Annotated in this window: 12 protein-coding genes; 6 read left to right on the forward strand and 6 right to left on the reverse strand. The window is 61.2% G+C overall.

The features are described from left to right. Position 1 precedes the first annotated feature (1 nt). The 3 genes from V5F68_RS25345 to V5F68_RS25355 all read left to right on the forward strand — a co-directional run bounded on the left by V5F68_RS25345 (position 2) and on the right by V5F68_RS25355 (position 2,982). Positions 2-1,282 carry an MFS transporter gene (locus V5F68_RS25345; RefSeq protein ID WP_394015572.1) on the forward strand — a complete coding sequence of 427 codons (1,281 nt, stop codon included), beginning with the start codon at positions 2-4 and terminating at the stop codon, positions 1,280-1,282. 175 nt (positions 1,283-1,457) lie between these two features. Further along, positions 1,458-2,423 carry an arsenic resistance protein gene (locus V5F68_RS25350; protein ID WP_394015571.1) on the forward strand — a complete coding sequence of 322 codons (966 nt, stop codon included), beginning with the start codon at positions 1,458-1,460 and terminating at the stop codon, positions 2,421-2,423. A 334-nt stretch (positions 2,424-2,757) separates the two neighbouring features. Further along, the gene (locus tag V5F68_RS25355) at positions 2,758-2,982 is read left to right on the forward strand and encodes a helix-turn-helix domain-containing protein (RefSeq protein ID WP_394015570.1); all 225 of its coding nucleotides are present in this window, start codon (positions 2,758-2,760) and stop codon (positions 2,980-2,982) included. Here the strand turns inward: V5F68_RS25355 and V5F68_RS25360 are convergent. Beyond that, positions 2,922-3,545: a DUF7884 domain-containing protein gene (locus V5F68_RS25360; protein WP_394015657.1), complete on the reverse strand. Its 624-nt coding sequence runs from the start codon at positions 3,543-3,545 to the stop codon at positions 2,922-2,924. The two genes, V5F68_RS25355 and V5F68_RS25360, sit on opposite strands and share 61 nt — an antisense overlap. 272 nt (positions 3,546-3,817) lie before the next feature. On the opposite strand from V5F68_RS25360, the gene V5F68_RS25365 reads away from it, so the two are divergent. Further along, complete coding sequence (locus V5F68_RS25365; protein WP_394015569.1) at positions 3,818-4,891, forward strand: NAD(P)-dependent alcohol dehydrogenase; 1,074 nt, start codon at positions 3,818-3,820, stop codon at positions 4,889-4,891. 490 nt (positions 4,892-5,381) lie between these two features. Here the strand turns inward: V5F68_RS25365 and V5F68_RS25370 are convergent, their stop codons facing one another. The 5 genes from V5F68_RS25370 to V5F68_RS25390 all read right to left on the reverse strand — a co-directional run bounded on the left by V5F68_RS25370 (position 5,382) and on the right by V5F68_RS25390 (position 10,765). Next, entirely contained in the window at positions 5,382-5,606 is a 225-nt protein-coding gene (locus V5F68_RS25370; protein WP_213375315.1) for a hypothetical protein, read from the reverse strand. Positions 5,607-5,816: 210 nt separating this feature from the next. Further along, positions 5,817-6,587 (reverse strand): polyphosphate kinase 2, encoded by a 771-nt coding sequence (gene ppk2, locus V5F68_RS25375; RefSeq protein WP_394015568.1) that lies wholly within the window; start codon positions 6,585-6,587, stop codon positions 5,817-5,819. A 195-nt stretch (positions 6,588-6,782) separates the two neighbouring features. Continuing rightward, complete coding sequence (locus tag V5F68_RS25380) at positions 6,783-8,045, reverse strand: MFS transporter (RefSeq protein WP_394015567.1); 1,263 nt, start codon at positions 8,043-8,045, stop codon at positions 6,783-6,785. Continuing rightward, entirely contained in the window at positions 8,042-10,450 is a 2,409-nt protein-coding gene (locus tag V5F68_RS25385) for a heavy metal translocating P-type ATPase (protein WP_394015566.1), read from the reverse strand. The genes V5F68_RS25380 and V5F68_RS25385 overlap by 4 nt, the downstream gene beginning before the upstream one ends. Before the next feature lie 72 nt (positions 10,451-10,522). Next, positions 10,523-10,765, reverse strand: a complete 243-nt coding sequence (locus V5F68_RS25390; protein WP_394015565.1) for a hypothetical protein — start codon at positions 10,763-10,765, stop codon at positions 10,523-10,525. Positions 10,766-11,100: 335 nt separating this feature from the next. On the opposite strand from V5F68_RS25390, the gene V5F68_RS25395 reads away from it, so the two are divergent. Continuing rightward, positions 11,101-12,099, forward strand: coding sequence for an HlyD family secretion protein (locus V5F68_RS25395; protein ID WP_394015564.1), 999 nt, complete (start codon positions 11,101-11,103; stop codon positions 12,097-12,099). Then, positions 12,089-14,875, forward strand: coding sequence for a ribosome-associated ATPase/putative transporter RbbA (gene rbbA / locus V5F68_RS25400; protein WP_394015563.1), 2,787 nt, complete (start codon positions 12,089-12,091; stop codon positions 14,873-14,875). The genes V5F68_RS25395 and rbbA overlap by 11 nt, the downstream gene beginning before the upstream one ends.

Below are 14,875 nucleotides of genomic sequence, written 5' to 3' on the forward strand. Positions count from 1 at the left end.
GATGATCGACACGGCATCGGTTTCGCGATCAGCAGGCTCGACTGTCAGGCTTGGGCTCAAGGAAAACTGGCGGCAGTTTGCTCTCCTGATGCTGGTGAATGCCTTTGTCGGCGGCATGGTCGGGGTCGAACGAACGGTCGTGCCGCTCATCGGGTCGGAAGAGTTTGGCATCACCTCAACGACGCTCGTCGTCTCCTTCATCGTCAGCTTCGGCGTGGTCAAGGCGCTTGCCAATCTGGTCTCGGGCCAGCTCGCCGACACCTGGGGGCGCAAGCGTGTTCTCGTCCTCGGCTGGCTCTTCGGCTTGCCGGTCCCGTTCATGATCATCTGGGCTCCGAGCTGGGGATGGGTGATTGCGGCCAATGCACTGCTCGGCATCAACCAGGGGCTCGCCTGGTCGATGACGGTGATCATGAAGGTCGATCTCGTCGGCCCGAAATCGCGCGGCCTCGCCGTCGGCCTCAATGAATTTGCCGGCTATCTCGCCGTCGGTGTTACGGCGTTCCTCACCGGCTATCTTGCCTCGCGATACGGTCTGCGTCCCGTGCCCATCTATCTCGGCATCGGCTACGCGGTCATCGGCGCGGTGTTGTCGGTACTGCTCATCCGCGACACGCGCGACCACCTCCGGCTGGAGGCATCCGCTCACGCACAGCAATCCGCGCCGATCAGCTTCCGGGAGGTTTTTGCGCTGACCTCGTTTAGGGATCGCAATCTGTTCGCGGCATCGCAAGCCGGCCTCGTTAACAACCTCAACGACGGCATGAGCTGGGGTATTTTCCCTTTGTTCTTCGCGTCCTTCGGACTTGGCATCGAGCGCATCGGCATCCTGAAGGCGATCTATCCCGCGACATGGGGAATCCTGCAGATCGTCACCGGTCCCTTGAGCGATCGCTGGGGTCGCAAGGGCCTGATCGTCGCCGGAATGTGGATCCAGGCCGGCGGCCTGTTTCTCACCGCGGCCACGAGCCGGTTCGAATGGTGGCTTGTCGGCAGTCTTCTTCTCGGCCTTGGAACGGCAATGGTCTATCCAAGCCTGATCGCAGCCGTTTCCGACGCCTCACATCCAACCTGGCGCGCCCGCTCGCTCAGCGTCTATCGGTTCTGGCGCGATCTCGGCTACGCGATCGGCGCGCTCTCCGCAGGTCTCATCGCCGATCGCTTCGGGCTCTCATGGGCGATCACATCCGTTGCCGCGCTGACGTGTCTCTCAGGCGCCGTCGTGGCCATCGTAATGCGAGAGACTGCCAGACATCCGAGGCCACCCGCTCAGCGAAATTGAAGGTGCGCCAATGGTGGCCTCACATCTGAAAGCCCAGCTCAGAGCATCGGCGCAAAACTTACGTCTTTGTCATTGCCAGCGTCCCGAGAGCGCGGCCCGAAAAAAACGAAAGACTAGAGTCGCAACAGAGTTGGTGTCGAACGCCCGGCAGCTGGCTTGAAAAGGAGCATATTGAGTGGCACAGGTTCGAGCGGTCTTGGAGGTTCGCCAGGTTGCGATCTACTTCGTCGCGATCACGTCCGGGGCGTTCGCCGGTCTCACCGTCTCGAAGGCAGGGGCACTCGAGGTCGTCATCAATCCTGCTCTGGCGGTGATGCTGTTTGTGACCTTCCTCCAGGTTCCGCTGGCAGAACTCGGAGCGGCCCTACGCAATACCCGCTTCCTCGGCGTGTTGCTCGTGACGAACTTCGTCATCATGCCGACAGTCACCGCCGTGTTGGTGCAATTCCTGCCGGACGATCCGATGCTGCGGCTGGCGGTGCTGTTCGTGCTCCTGACGCCGTGCATCGATTACGTCGTGACCTTCACGCATCTCGGTCGCGGCGACGCTCGGCTGCTACTAGCAGCGACCCCGGCGCTCTTGCTATTTCAGATCGTGCTCTTGCCGATCTTCCTGAGATTGCTCTTGGGAAGCGATGCCTCTGACCTCGTCCAGCTTGGCCCCTTCATCCATGCGTTTATCTGGCTGATCGCCGTTCCCCTCGTGTTAGCTGGAGCGGTTCAGCTATGGGCCGCGCAAACGACGAGCGGGGATCGAGTGGCAACTGCTCTCGGGCTTCTTCCGGTGCCGGCGACCGCGCTTGTCCTCTTCCTCGTCTTGGCTTCCGTCATGCCGCGGATCGCTGAAGCGGGAACCGCCGCGTTGACGGCAGTACCAATCTACGTGGCCTACGCCGTTCTAGCGCCAGTGATAGGCTGGCTCACAGCGCGAAGTCTGCGCCTCGAACCAACCGCCGCCCGAGCCGTGTCGTTCAGTGCAGCGACTCGCAATTCGCTCGTCGTTCTGCCGCTCGCCTTCGCGGTTCCGGGGGGAGTGCCGCTGATTCCGGCGGTCATCGTCACGCAGACGATCATCGAACTCGTTAGCGAGCTTCTCTATGTGCGCTGGATTCCTCGCCTATCTGGGAGACCAGCGATTTGATCGGCCACCGCCGATACCCGCTCCCCAGACGGACGCTTGACACACAATACCAACGACTCGGGAGCCAACTCGGATAAAACTACGAACACAGAGCCCCCGCATCGCTTCGTTGAAGGACTAGATCAGCATGACTGAGACATAATCCGATTTCTATCCCGCTGTATCCGTTGTTGCTACGCCCTTCCTACTCATCTTCCGTTTCTCGGGAACAGACGCCACTCATAGCCGTGCAACTGCGTGATCAACGGTTCGGGAGCGTTCTCGAGCCTGCCCGCAGGCAACGGTTTGCGATGCCTCAGCAGCGCTGCCGCCCGGCGAGCGAATGGAGGCATCGATGGATGACAGGAAGTATCTAACGGCTGAGGAAGTCTCGGACCGCTATCGCGGGAGCATCTCGGTTGGGACACTGAGAAATTGGCGCGCCATGAGGATTGGACCGGCCTACATCAAGATCGGAAAAGCAGTTCTATATCCGGTCGAAGTGCTTGAGGCGTGGGATCAAAAGAATATGGTGACGTGTCGTGTGTCAAAACGACTCACGATTGACGCTAGTGAGTGAGCGTGATCATCACGCAGGAGCACACAAAACCGCTCCCAAACACCGCCCCCTTGCAGCCTGTCGGCATGAGAATATCTTTTGTTTTTCAGATAGATAGCGGGAATGAGAGGGTCATGCTGAACAAAGCGTCGGACGAGGCGACTCAGGGCTGCACGTGCGCGCCTCACCCCTTGGCCAGTGCTCCAGCCGATGTTTGAAAAGCAGAGATCAAGAAAGCCGTAGATATCCCCGTCGTCCACCAATAATGCGCCATCCATGTAGGCCTCGCCGAGGGCAAGATCTGGATTGAGGAGCAGGCGCGGAATCACAGCTGGATCCACGATACGAATCGTAATTGACGGTGTTCCGTTACCGATGTGATGGACGCCTCCGTTCGGCGCGATCACAGTCAATCTGCCGTCGTGGATGATCTGCCCAAGCAGCCTCCGAAACAGGAGCATTGTCGCATTCGTGCTCATGTTTTTGAGCGACCGAATTAGGCTTGATCGACTCACTTCGCTATCAATCGGTTGGGGCCTCTCAGAAACGGTGGAAGCAGACGAAGGATCGGATTGGATGCTCATCCTTGGGCCCCACGCAGACGACGGCTGTTGAATGCCAATGAACCCCGCGGAGCGGGCGCATTCTTTGATTGGGGTTAAACATCGGTATTCGATGATGGCTTCAATCGATCGCCGATGAGAGCGGCCGCGACGACGGCTCGGGTGCACCGTGGGTTCCAGCAAAAGCGGAAGGCGACATTCACAACGCTCGACTGCTCTTTAACCCCGAGCAATGTTTCGCTTCGGTCGAGCCGAGAGACTATCGATACGTGATCGACACAAGGAGATCTTCAATGGCATTGATGCGAGCAGCCGTTTTTGTCGAACCTGGCCGCATCGTCCTTGATGAAAAGCCGATTCCAGACATTGGTCCGCTTGACGCGCTCATCCGGATTACGACCACGACGATTTGTGGAACCGACGTGCATATTCTCAAAGGTGAGTATCCGGTGGCCAAAGGCCTGACCATCGGTCACGAGCCGGTCGGGGTGATCGAGAAGCTCGGCTCCGCCGTTTCCGGTTTTCACGAGGGGCAGCGCGTCATCGCCGGCGCAATCACGCCGAGCGGTCATAGCAATGCTTGTCTTTGCGGCTATCACTCGCAGGACGGGGCAGGCACCAAGCACGGGTGGAAGCCGGCGGGCGGTTGGAAATTCGGCAACACGATCGATGGCTGTCAGGCCGAGTTCGTGTGCGTTCCTGATGCCATGGTCAATTTGAGTCTCGTACCCGAAGGCTTGACCGACGAACAGGTTCTGATGTGCCCGGACATCATGTCTACAGGCTTCGTCGGCGCGGAGAACGGAGACATTCGCATCGGCGATAGCGTCGTGGTTTTCGCTCAAGGGCCGATCGGCCTTTGTGCCACCGCCGGCGCCAAATTGAGAGGCGCCACGATGATCATCGCCGTCGATGCGATCGCCGAACGAATGGCCGTGTCGCGCATGCTCGGCGCGGACTTCATCATCGATTTCAAGAAAGCTGACCCTGTCGAGGAGATCATGAGGATCACGGACGGGCGCGGGGTTGATGTTGCGATCGAGGCCCTCGGGACGCAGGCAACCTTCGAGGCTGCGCTGCGCGTGCTGCGGCCGGGCGGCACGCTGTCGAGCCTTGGCGTCTACTCGACCGACCTTCGGATCCCGCTTGGGGCCTTCGTTGCTGGGCTAGGTGATCACAAGATCGTCACGGCGCTGTGTCCGGGTGGCAAGGAGCGGATGCGGCGGCTCATGGACGTGATCGCTTCCGGAAGGGTCGATCTGACGCCGCTGATCACCCACCGCTACAAGCTCGACGACATCGAGAATGCCTATGACCTCTTCTCCCATCAGCGTGACGGGGTGTTGAAGGTTGCCATTACTCCGTAGCGCCTGAAGCGCCACTCGTTGCCGATACACTGCTGCGACGAACTACTGGTCCTTAACCAAGCGCTTTTCTAAAACATTCGGAAGCCTCAAGATGTCTCGGGAGGAAAGCAGTTCTTCACCCTTCGATCCCCGGGGTGACACGACACCATCTTCGCCCTGATATCGGTGGTCACCCTTACCGTTCGAAGAGTTGTGGAGCCCAGCTTCAATTTTCGCGGAGAATTTCCGGTTCCGCTTGATCTCAACCACGAAGGGCCGAACCGACTGTTTCATCCGTCCTCTCCAATCTCTCGGCAGGGCTTGCATGCTACGACACCGATGTGACTGGCGTTTGATCTCAGTCAATTCCGTCGCAGCGGCACACTTACCTCAACCAATACATCGTCACTCGAAGGACCGGACTGCCTGGCAAACGCCGGAGTGCCGAACTCGACTTCCCGCCAAGCGGCATTCGGGCCCCCAAGGCCTTTTGAGCGACAGGGGTCGCGCGTCAGCGCGATCCAGACCTATCCCGCGGCCATTCCTGCAACGCAACAATCCAGAGACCCACCAAGTTGGCCAGAGGCACGAGCGCAACGATCGACCAAAGTGGCGAGAATCCAATTCGAGCGAGAATGCGTCCGACGGGGTAAAGCAGCAGCGTGACAAACAAGACGAAAGCGATCCAGTGCCAAGCCGACCAATAGCCAATCATCATATAGGGTTGGTCCATCATTAGAATGTCCTTAGCACTTTTGCTGCGTGAATTCACAACCTGAGATACAAGAATCTGCGAAGGGGCGAGCCCTCCGTCCAGGCTCGTCGCGGCAACACGCAAAGCCAGATACTTCTCGTGTCAACACCACCAATTGACATGTCTCAGCAGCCATGCCGACCTAACGTGCGACGATTTCATCGTAAGATGGCAAGTTCTATGCTGGACTAATTACTCCGAGATAAGGCCGTTCGTAACCGCCGCCTTGTCGTACAAGAATACGAGATTGGGGTCGGGGAGGTCGCGAGCGCGGTCCTTACCGTCGAAGTCGAAGCGCGTCAGGAAATCTCGGATGACATTAAGCCGTGCCTCTGACTTGTCGTCCGCGCGCACGACGGTCCAGGGCGCAAATGGCGTGTGCGTACGGGCCAGCATCTCGTTCCGGGCTACACTATAATCGTCCCAGTGCTTTGTCGCTGTATCGTCGATCGGGCTCAGCTTCCACTGCTTGAGCGGATCGTCGCGGCGATCCTTCAGCCGGCGCTTCTGTTCGGTTCGCGAGATATCCAAATAGTATTTGAGGATGGTGACGCCACAATGGGCGAGCAGCTGCTCGAACAGCGGGGCCGTCATGAGGAACTCGTCATATTCCTCGTTGCTGCAGAAGCCCATTACCCGCTCGACCCCGGCGCGATTGTACCAACTGCGGTTGAACAGCACGATCTCCCCGCCTGCCGGCAGATGCGGCACCCAACGTTGGAAATACCAAGACTTCTGGTCTCGGTCGGACGGTTTGCCCAGTGCGACCACCCGCGTCTCGCGCGGGCTGAGATGCTCAACGATTCGCTTGATCGTTCCATCCTTGCCGGAGGCGTCCCGTCCTTCGAAGATCACGAGAACCTTCTTGCTGGATTTGATGAGGTGCTTCTGAAGGCCCGCCAGCTCCACCTGGAGTTCGTGAAGTGCTTGTCTGGTGGCTTCGTGTTTTTCTTTCTTGCCCATCTGGAATTCCTGTCATGAAGTTTGTTGCATTCCGAAGTATCGTCGGTTGCAATTCAACGGTACGAAAGCGCAGCCGCCTGCCAACCTAGACAGGCGTTCACCGGGGGCCGATCCTACTCAGTCGGATATCTTCGGCTTGCCAATTCGTAACTCCCATTCTCTCGCTGAATCGCGATCTAAAGGCGCCGAAATCCATCAGTGCGCCGTTTCAAGAGCGGCGGGAGAGTTAACCCGTGCCAGGAGGCCCGGGATACCAAGACTTCCGACGACGCCTCCCAGCACCACGAGGGCCGTTAGCGTGAAGGGCGCGTTTGGCACGAAGGAAACCCCAAACAGCAGACCGCCAGCGGCCGATCCTGCCGCTTGGCCGAGACTTGCGGCCGCAGTCTGCCGACCCAATTCCGCTCCTTGCCTTTCCCCCGCACTGAGCGAAATCCAGTACGTCGCGATGGGGGAGAGGATACCAGCGCTGGCCGCGATCGCGGCTACGACGATGGCCGTAGGCACGGTCGCTGCGGCGAATGGCACGGCGGCGACGCTCACTGCCAAGACAACAAGGGCGGGCGTGAGGAACCAGCGTGTGGTCTGCGGCTTGACGAGCGGCGAGAAGATGATCGTTTGAGCGACCAACATGACGAGGCTGCACACACTGAACATGAGCCCGATCTGGTAGGTACTCATGTCGAGAACTTGCATTCCGCGAAGCGACAGGCCGACTTCGAAGGCACCCACAGCCGCGGCGGTTACGAACGAAATGACAAGGAGGCGTGGAAGGGCGGCACGGCCCTCAGGCCCACTTGCAACTCCCTCCTGATTTACGCCGCGCTCCATGGCGTCAGGCACAAAGAACCATACTGCCAGCGCCACCAGAAGCGAAAAGCCCGATGTCGTTAAATAGGGTGAAAGGGAAATTGCAGCCTCGCCCGAGCCTGGAAGGAGTTCGCGGGCGACAACCACGGTGAAGCTTCCCAGCATCGGCCCGACCAGGAAGCCGATGGCACCGGCAATGTTGAGCAGAGCAAAGCGGCGCGCGCGCCATTCCTTGGTCCGAGCATAGTCGCCGACAAGGGCATAGGCTGCGGGCACAATGGAAGCCGCGAACAACCCGTTCAGGAAGCGGCCGAGATAGAGCAGAGGGAGGCCATCGGCGAGCGCAAACAGTGCCAGGGTCAAGGAGAACCCCATCAGTCCCGCGAGCAGCACGGGGCGGCTACCATGCCGATCCGCAAGGCGGCCCCATAGTGGTGCGAACAAAAACAGCGCGAGGGTGTAGGTTCCGGTCAGTATGCCGGTATGCCGCGATAGGACAGTAGGATCCGTCGTTCCTGCTATCCGTTGAATCGCAAGCGGAAGTATCGGCAGAAGGAACCCGTAACCCACGGTAATCGTGAACATTGCTAGAAGCAATGAGATCATCATCCACCATCGCAATGGCTGGAAGGAACTTGCCGCGATCACGCCGCCGCCTCGACTGCGTCTTCCGTTGAACCACTTTGGACTCTGCTGTCGCGCGTGATGCCGGCCAGCCGTGTGCGCTTGAGCATCAGGGCGTTGATCGCCACCAGAGCCGAGCTGCCCGACATGGCGAGAGCGGCGATTTCGGGGCTCAGCAGCATTGGGTAGAGCACGCCCGCTGCGAGCGGGAAGGCGATGACATTGTAGGCCACGGCCCACCACAGGTTCTGGTGCATCTTGCGCAGGGTTGCGCGGGAGAGCTCGATGGCGCCGACGATGTCGTACGGATCGCTCTTCATCAGCACGACGTCGGCGCTCTCGATGGCGACGTCCGTCCCCGCACCGATGGCGAACCCCACATCGGCCTGGGTGAGTGCCGGAGCGTCGTTGACGCCGTCGCCGACCATCCCGACCTTGTGGCCTTGTGCCTGCAGCTCCTGAATCTTCGCCGCCTTCTGGCCCGGCAGTACATCGGCCAGCACCATATCAATGCCGAGAGTTGCGGCGATTCGCTTCGCCGTGCCGGCGTTGTCGCCGGTCAGCATGGCGACCTGGACGCCACGCTCGCGCAGCTTGGCTACGGTCGCCTGGGCGGTCGGGCGCGGTGCGTCGGCGATCGCGACGATGCCGAGAAGGCGGCCGCCACGGGCGACATGAACCACGGTTCGGCCGGCGCCCTTCAACTGCTCCGCCGCATCGGCGAGTTCGTCAAGGCCGATCTTTTCCTCGTCCATGAGCCGACGGTTGCCGAGAAACGTCGTCTGACCCTCGATCTCGGCGCGGGCGCCTTTCCCCTCGAGATTGAGGAAGGACTGCGCGTCCGGCACAGTGAGCCCTTCAGCGCGCTCGATGATCGCCAGCGCGAGCGGATGATCCGAACCGTGCTCGACCGCGGCCGCGATGCGCAGCACCTCATCGGGCGACGCCTGGCCTGCCGCGATCACGTCGACCACGCGCGGCTGACCCATGGTCAGCGTGCCGGTCTTGTCGAAAACGATGACGTCGAGCTTGGTCGCATCCTCCAGCGCGGACGCGTTCTTGAACAGGATGCCGTTCATCGCGCCGAGCCCGGTTCCCACCATCACCGCCATCGGCGTGGCGAGCCCGAGCGCATCGGGACAGGCGATGACAAAGACGGTGATGGTCAGCGTCAGCGCGAAGAGGAGGGTCTGACCGATCCAGAAATACCAGACCGCGAAGGTGACGAGACCGATCAGGATCGCCGCGAGCACAAGCCATTGCGAGGCCCGATCGGCGAGAAGCTGCGCCGGCGCCTTGGAATTCTGCGCTTCCTGGACGAGCTTGACGATTTGGGCGAGGGCCGTGTCGGCACCCACCTTCGTCGCCTTGTAGCGCAAGCTGCCACTCTTGTTGATGGTGGCTCCGATGACCATGTCGCCCGGCTTCTTCGAGACCGGCATCGACTCGCCCGTCAACATCGATTCATCGACGTCGGAGCGACCTTCGAAAACCTCGCCGTCCACAGGGATTTTGTTGCCGGGACGCAGAATGACCGTATCGCCCAGTAGGACCTCGGCGGTCGGGATCTCGATCTCGGCACCGCTCCTGAGCACCGTGGCCTTGGGCGGCGCGAGGTCCATGAGCTGACGGATTGCCTCCGACGCGCCAGCTCGTGCCCGCATCTCAAGCCAGTGTCCGAGCAGAATGAACACCAACAGAACGGCAACAGCCTCGTAGAACTGCTGGCCTTTGAAGAAAAAGGTCGAGCCGACGCTGAACAGGTAGCCCGTGCCGACACTGAGCAGCACCAATACCGCCATGTTGAGCACGCCGTTGCGCAGCGCGCGGATCGCCGCGACGACGAAGGGCCAACTCGGATAGAGGATCGCGGCGCTCGCGAGAACGAAAAGGAGGATCTCGCGATCGAGGCCGAATGGCGGATCGATGCGCAGGAAATCCATGCCCATCGGCTGCAGCAGAAATATCGGCACGGAGAAAATCAACGCGACCCAGAACCGGTTGCGCATGTCCCGGACCATGCCCTGCATGTCCATTCCCGCGCCATGACCCATCTCATGGGCCATGGCATCGTGCGAGATCGGCATCGCCTTACCCGGCGTCCCAGAGGCAGGATGCGCCCCGTGGCCCGCGTGACCGGCGCCATGACGATGCGGCGCCGCCGGATGCGCCGGCGGCACGGTCGTCTCGTTTGGCACGCATTGGTGCCTCGGAACCACCTCGCCGCGGCAATGGAAGCCGCAGGCGATCACCTCGGCCTGGATGGTCTCCAGGCTGGTACGTGTCTCGTCGAAGCCGACCGTAGCCGTGCCGGACGCGAAGTTGACGGCGGCGGAGGTGACACCGGGCAATCGACGCAGGCGCTTCTCGACCACGAGCGGATCGAGCACATCGAAGAATTGCTCCACGTCAATTGTTGTGGTCGTCACAACCGGCGTCTCCTGTCGAAATCGGAGCGGATGCCCACCACGAACCACCCGCCTTTTTCACGGATCGCGCTGTCAACTGCCGCCGCAGCAGCCGGTCTTCTTCGGGTGATGACCAGCACTGGAGACTGACTTGTCCAGTTCGCCAGCGGGCGCGACCGTGTCGGGCGCCGCAGCATTTTCGTAATTGCCGCAGGAGCCAAGAGCATTCGCTTTCTCCGCGGCCTCTGCGCCGGCATGGCCATCGCAGCAGGAAGAGGCATTTGGGACCGAATGCTCGGAGGTCGTCTTGGTCTGGTCGGCAGACGTGGTGCTCATTCCGGTGACTCCTGCTTGCGGGCACGACGATAGATAGCGCCATTGCGGGCGCTGTCGCCCCATGCCGCACCCGCACTCTCATTTCCTGATTTTCAAACTTAGGCGATGGCCCGGTCAGCCATCTTTAATCTCGATTAAGGATCGGCATCCTTGGGTCGCGCATCGCTCCCGGAGCTGACGACCCCTTCAGACTCAGTGTTCCGCTTGTCTCATTTGGCGGCATTTCGAATTGCATCGCTGCGATACGCCGAAGGGGGTCAATCGCGCATCCAGAAATCGCTCTCCCCAGGGTTGGCTGAAGTCGTTTCCACGATGGCGCCGACTACTCGCCTAACATGGATGAGAATGTGCGTATTGCTCCGATCATTGCCGTCGTCATCCTCGCGGCCGCCGGGGCTGCCGGCTATGCCTATTGGTGGAGGCAACAGGCGACCCGCGTCCCCGCGGGACTGGCCCGGGCAAATGGCCGGATCGAAGTCGAACGCGTCGACATCGCTACCAAGTACGCGGGCCGCCTCGCCGAAGTGCGCGTCAACGAGGGCGCCGATGTTCAGAAGGATGGCATCCTCGCCCGCATCGACACGACCGAAATTCTTGCGCAACTCGCGGCAGCCAGAGCTGCCGTGCACCGCAGCCACCAGGGTGTGGCCATCGCCGAGTCCAATGTGGCTCTCCGCTCGGCAGAGTTGAAGCTTGCCGAAGTCGAGCTCCGGCGCATCGTCGAACTGATGCGCACGAATACGGCGACGCAAGCGGAACTTGATCGCCGCACGGCGCAAAGGGATATTTCAAAGGCCTCGCTGGATAGCGCGAAAGTCGCCATCGAGGACGCCAAGGCGGCCGTCGAGGCGGCTGAGGCCCAGGTCAGCCAGATCGAAGCCGCAATTGCGGACATGACGCTGAAAGCGCCGGTATCGGGTCGCGTCGAGTATCGTCTTGCACAGGCCGGGGAGGTCGTAGCTGTCGGCGGGCGGGTACTCACCCTTCTCGACCTTTCCGACGTCCACATGACGATCTTCCTGCCGACGAGCCAGGTCGGCAGCGTCGAACTCGGGTCGGATGCCCGTATCATGCTGGATGGTACGCCCGGCTACGTCGTTCCCGCAACAGTCGCCTTCGTTGCCTCGGAAGCGCAGTTCACGCCGAAATATGTCGAGACCGCGAACGAGCGCGAGAAGCTGATGTACCGCGTCAAGCTGCACATCGATCCGAAGCTCATCGAGACCTATCGCGCTTACGTCAAAGCCGGCATGACCGGCAACGCCTACGTCAAGGTCCAGCCCGGAGCGGCGTGGCCGACGAATCTGACGCCGAGGCTTCCGGATGTCCGCTGATGCCGAGCCGGCCGTTCGAGTCGATTCGGTCCATCACCGCTACGGTGACACCGTTGCGATTGACGGCGTCAGCCTATCGATCGCCTCCGGATCGACGGCGGCCTTCATCGGCCCCGATGGCGTCGGAAAGTCGACTCTCCTTGGCCTGATCGCCGGCGTCAAGCGCATCCAGTCCGGAACCGTGACGGCCCTCTCCGGCAACATGGCATCGAGCTCTCACCGTGACATCGTCGCGCCGCGCATCGCCTATATGCCGCAAGGCCTCGGCCGCAACCTCTATCCGACGCTCTCGGTGGTCGAGAACATCGATTTCTTCGGGCGCCTCTATGGCCAGAGCGAGAACGAACGTCGCTCACGCATCGCGGGCCTGCTGACCGCCACGGGGCTCGACCCATTCCCGGACCGCCTCGCCGGCAAGCTCTCGGGCGGGATGAAGCAGAAGCTCGGCCTGTGCTGCGCGCTGATCCACGATCCGGACCTCTTGATCCTCGACGAGCCGACGACCGGCGTCGATCCCCTGTCACGGCGTCAGTTCTGGGAGTTGATCGAACGGATCCGTGCTGAGCGCCCCGGCATGACACTTCTGGTGGCGACCGCCTATATGGAGGAGGCCGCGCGTTTCGACCACATCATAGCGATCGACGAGGGCAAGGTCATCGCCGCCGGCGACATGGCGGGGCTACTTGATCGGACCGCGACGCGTACGCTGGAGGAGGCCTATGTCGCGCTACAGCGCCCCGAACGGCGCGGCGATCAGGCGGCATTGGCAATCCCGCCGCTGCTGGAGAGCGGCGGGCCTCCGGCGATCGTCGCAGAGGCCCTGACCATGCGCTTCGGCGATTTCACCGCCGTCGATCATGTCAGTTTCCGCATCCGGCGCGGCGAGATTTTTGGGTTTCTCGGGTCGAACGGCTGCGGCAAGACGACGACGATGAAGATGCTCACTGGACTGCTGCCGGCGAGCGAAGGGCGAGCTGAGCTGCTGGGGAAACCGATCGACGCCCGTGATATCGCAACAAGAATGCGCATCGGCTACATGTCGCAAGCGTTCTCGCTCTATGAAGAGATCTCCGTCCGCGCGAATCTGGAGCTGCACGGACGTCTCTTCCGCATTCCCTCGGGCGAACTCAGGCTGCGCGTCGCCGCGGCGCTTACCCGTTTCGACCTCGACGCCGTTGCCGACGCCTCGCCGGCGTCGCTCCCGCTCGGGATGCGTCAGCGGCTCCAGCTTGCCGCCGCCTGTTTGCATCGGCCTGAAATATTGATCCTTGACGAGCCCACATCCGGCGTCGATCCGGCAGCGCGCGACAGGTTCTGGCGCCTCCTCGTCGAGATGTCGCGCCGCGACGGTGTAACGATCTTCATATCGACCCACTTCATGAACGAGGCCGAGCGGTGCGACCGCGTATCCTTGATGCATGCGGGCCGTGTCTTATCCGTCGGCAGCCCGGAGGAGCTTCGCGTCGCTCGTGGCACCACGACTCTCGAGGGCGCTTTCGTTGCCTATCTGGAGGAGGCGTCAGCGCCGCCTGCGTCCAAAGTGATGAAGGAAGCGCCTTCATTGGCGGCTGCCCCAAAGCCGATCGGTGCCCCGGATAATGTCCAAAAGGGAACATCGTCGGTATCCCAATCATCGCATAGGTCGTCGTCGGCTTCTTTGCGCCGAGTCTGGGCCTTTGCCCGGCGAGAGGCTGTGGAAGTCCTCCGGGATCGCATTCGGCTCGCCTTTGCGCTCCTCGGCCCGCTCGTACTTATGGTCGGGTTCGGCTACGGCATTTCGTTCGACATCGAGAATCTCCGTTATGCGGTTCTTGATCGCGATCAGTCCTACGAGAGCCGGCTATTCCTGGAGCAGTTTTCGCAATCCCGTTATTTTGTCGAACAAACGCGGCTGGACGACGAATTTGAGATTGATCGGCGTCTCCGATCCGGCGAGCTGCGGTTTGCCGTCGATATTCCGCCCGGCTTCGGTCGCGACCTTCTGCAGGATCGCCAGCCGCAAGTGAGCTTCTGGCTCGACGGTGGCGCGACGTTCCCTGCAGAGACGGCACGGGCCTATATCCAGGGCGCTGTTCTAACCTATGCCGCGGATCGCTACCGCCAGCTGCACGGCCGCGCTCCACAGGTCCTCCCGATCAATGTGGAACCCCGGTTTCGCTACAATCAGGATTTCCGCAGCGTTTTCGCGATCACGCCCGGCGCGATCATGCTTCTCCTGATCCTCATCCCCGCGATGCTGACAGCCGTTGGTGTCGTGCGTGAAAAGGAGATGGGGTCCATCACCAATGTGTATGCCTCGCCCGCGACCGTGGGCGAATATCTTATCGGCAAGCAATTGCCCTATATTGCGATTGGGTTTGTCAGCTTCGCCAGTCTCGTGCTCTTGGCCGGCGCGCTCTTTGGAGTTGTGGCCAAAGGGTCTCTCATCGGCCTTTCTCTCGCAGCGCTCATGTACGTGTTCGCGGCAACGGCCTTTGGACTACTGATATCCGCGTTCGTCTCGACGCAAGTCGCGGCGATCTTCGCGACGGCCGTTCTAACCGTAATCCCCACGGCGCACTATTCGGGGTTCCTCTATCCGGCCTCGACGTTGGAAGGCTTGGCGCGCGCGATGGGGGTCGGCTTTCCGGCATTCTGGTTTCAGACCGTGAGCCTGGGCGTCTTCGCGAAAGGGCTCGATGCCGATGCGTTCGTGCGCGAAATCGCCGTGCTGTTCGGCTTCGGGGTCGTCTTTCTCCTGCTGGCGCGCCTCGCCGTCCGCAAGCAAGGTTCGTAG

It is taken from the genome of Roseixanthobacter pseudopolyaromaticivorans, from assembly GCF_043195145.2.
GTDB lineage: Bacteria > Pseudomonadota > Alphaproteobacteria > Rhizobiales > Xanthobacteraceae > NCEH01.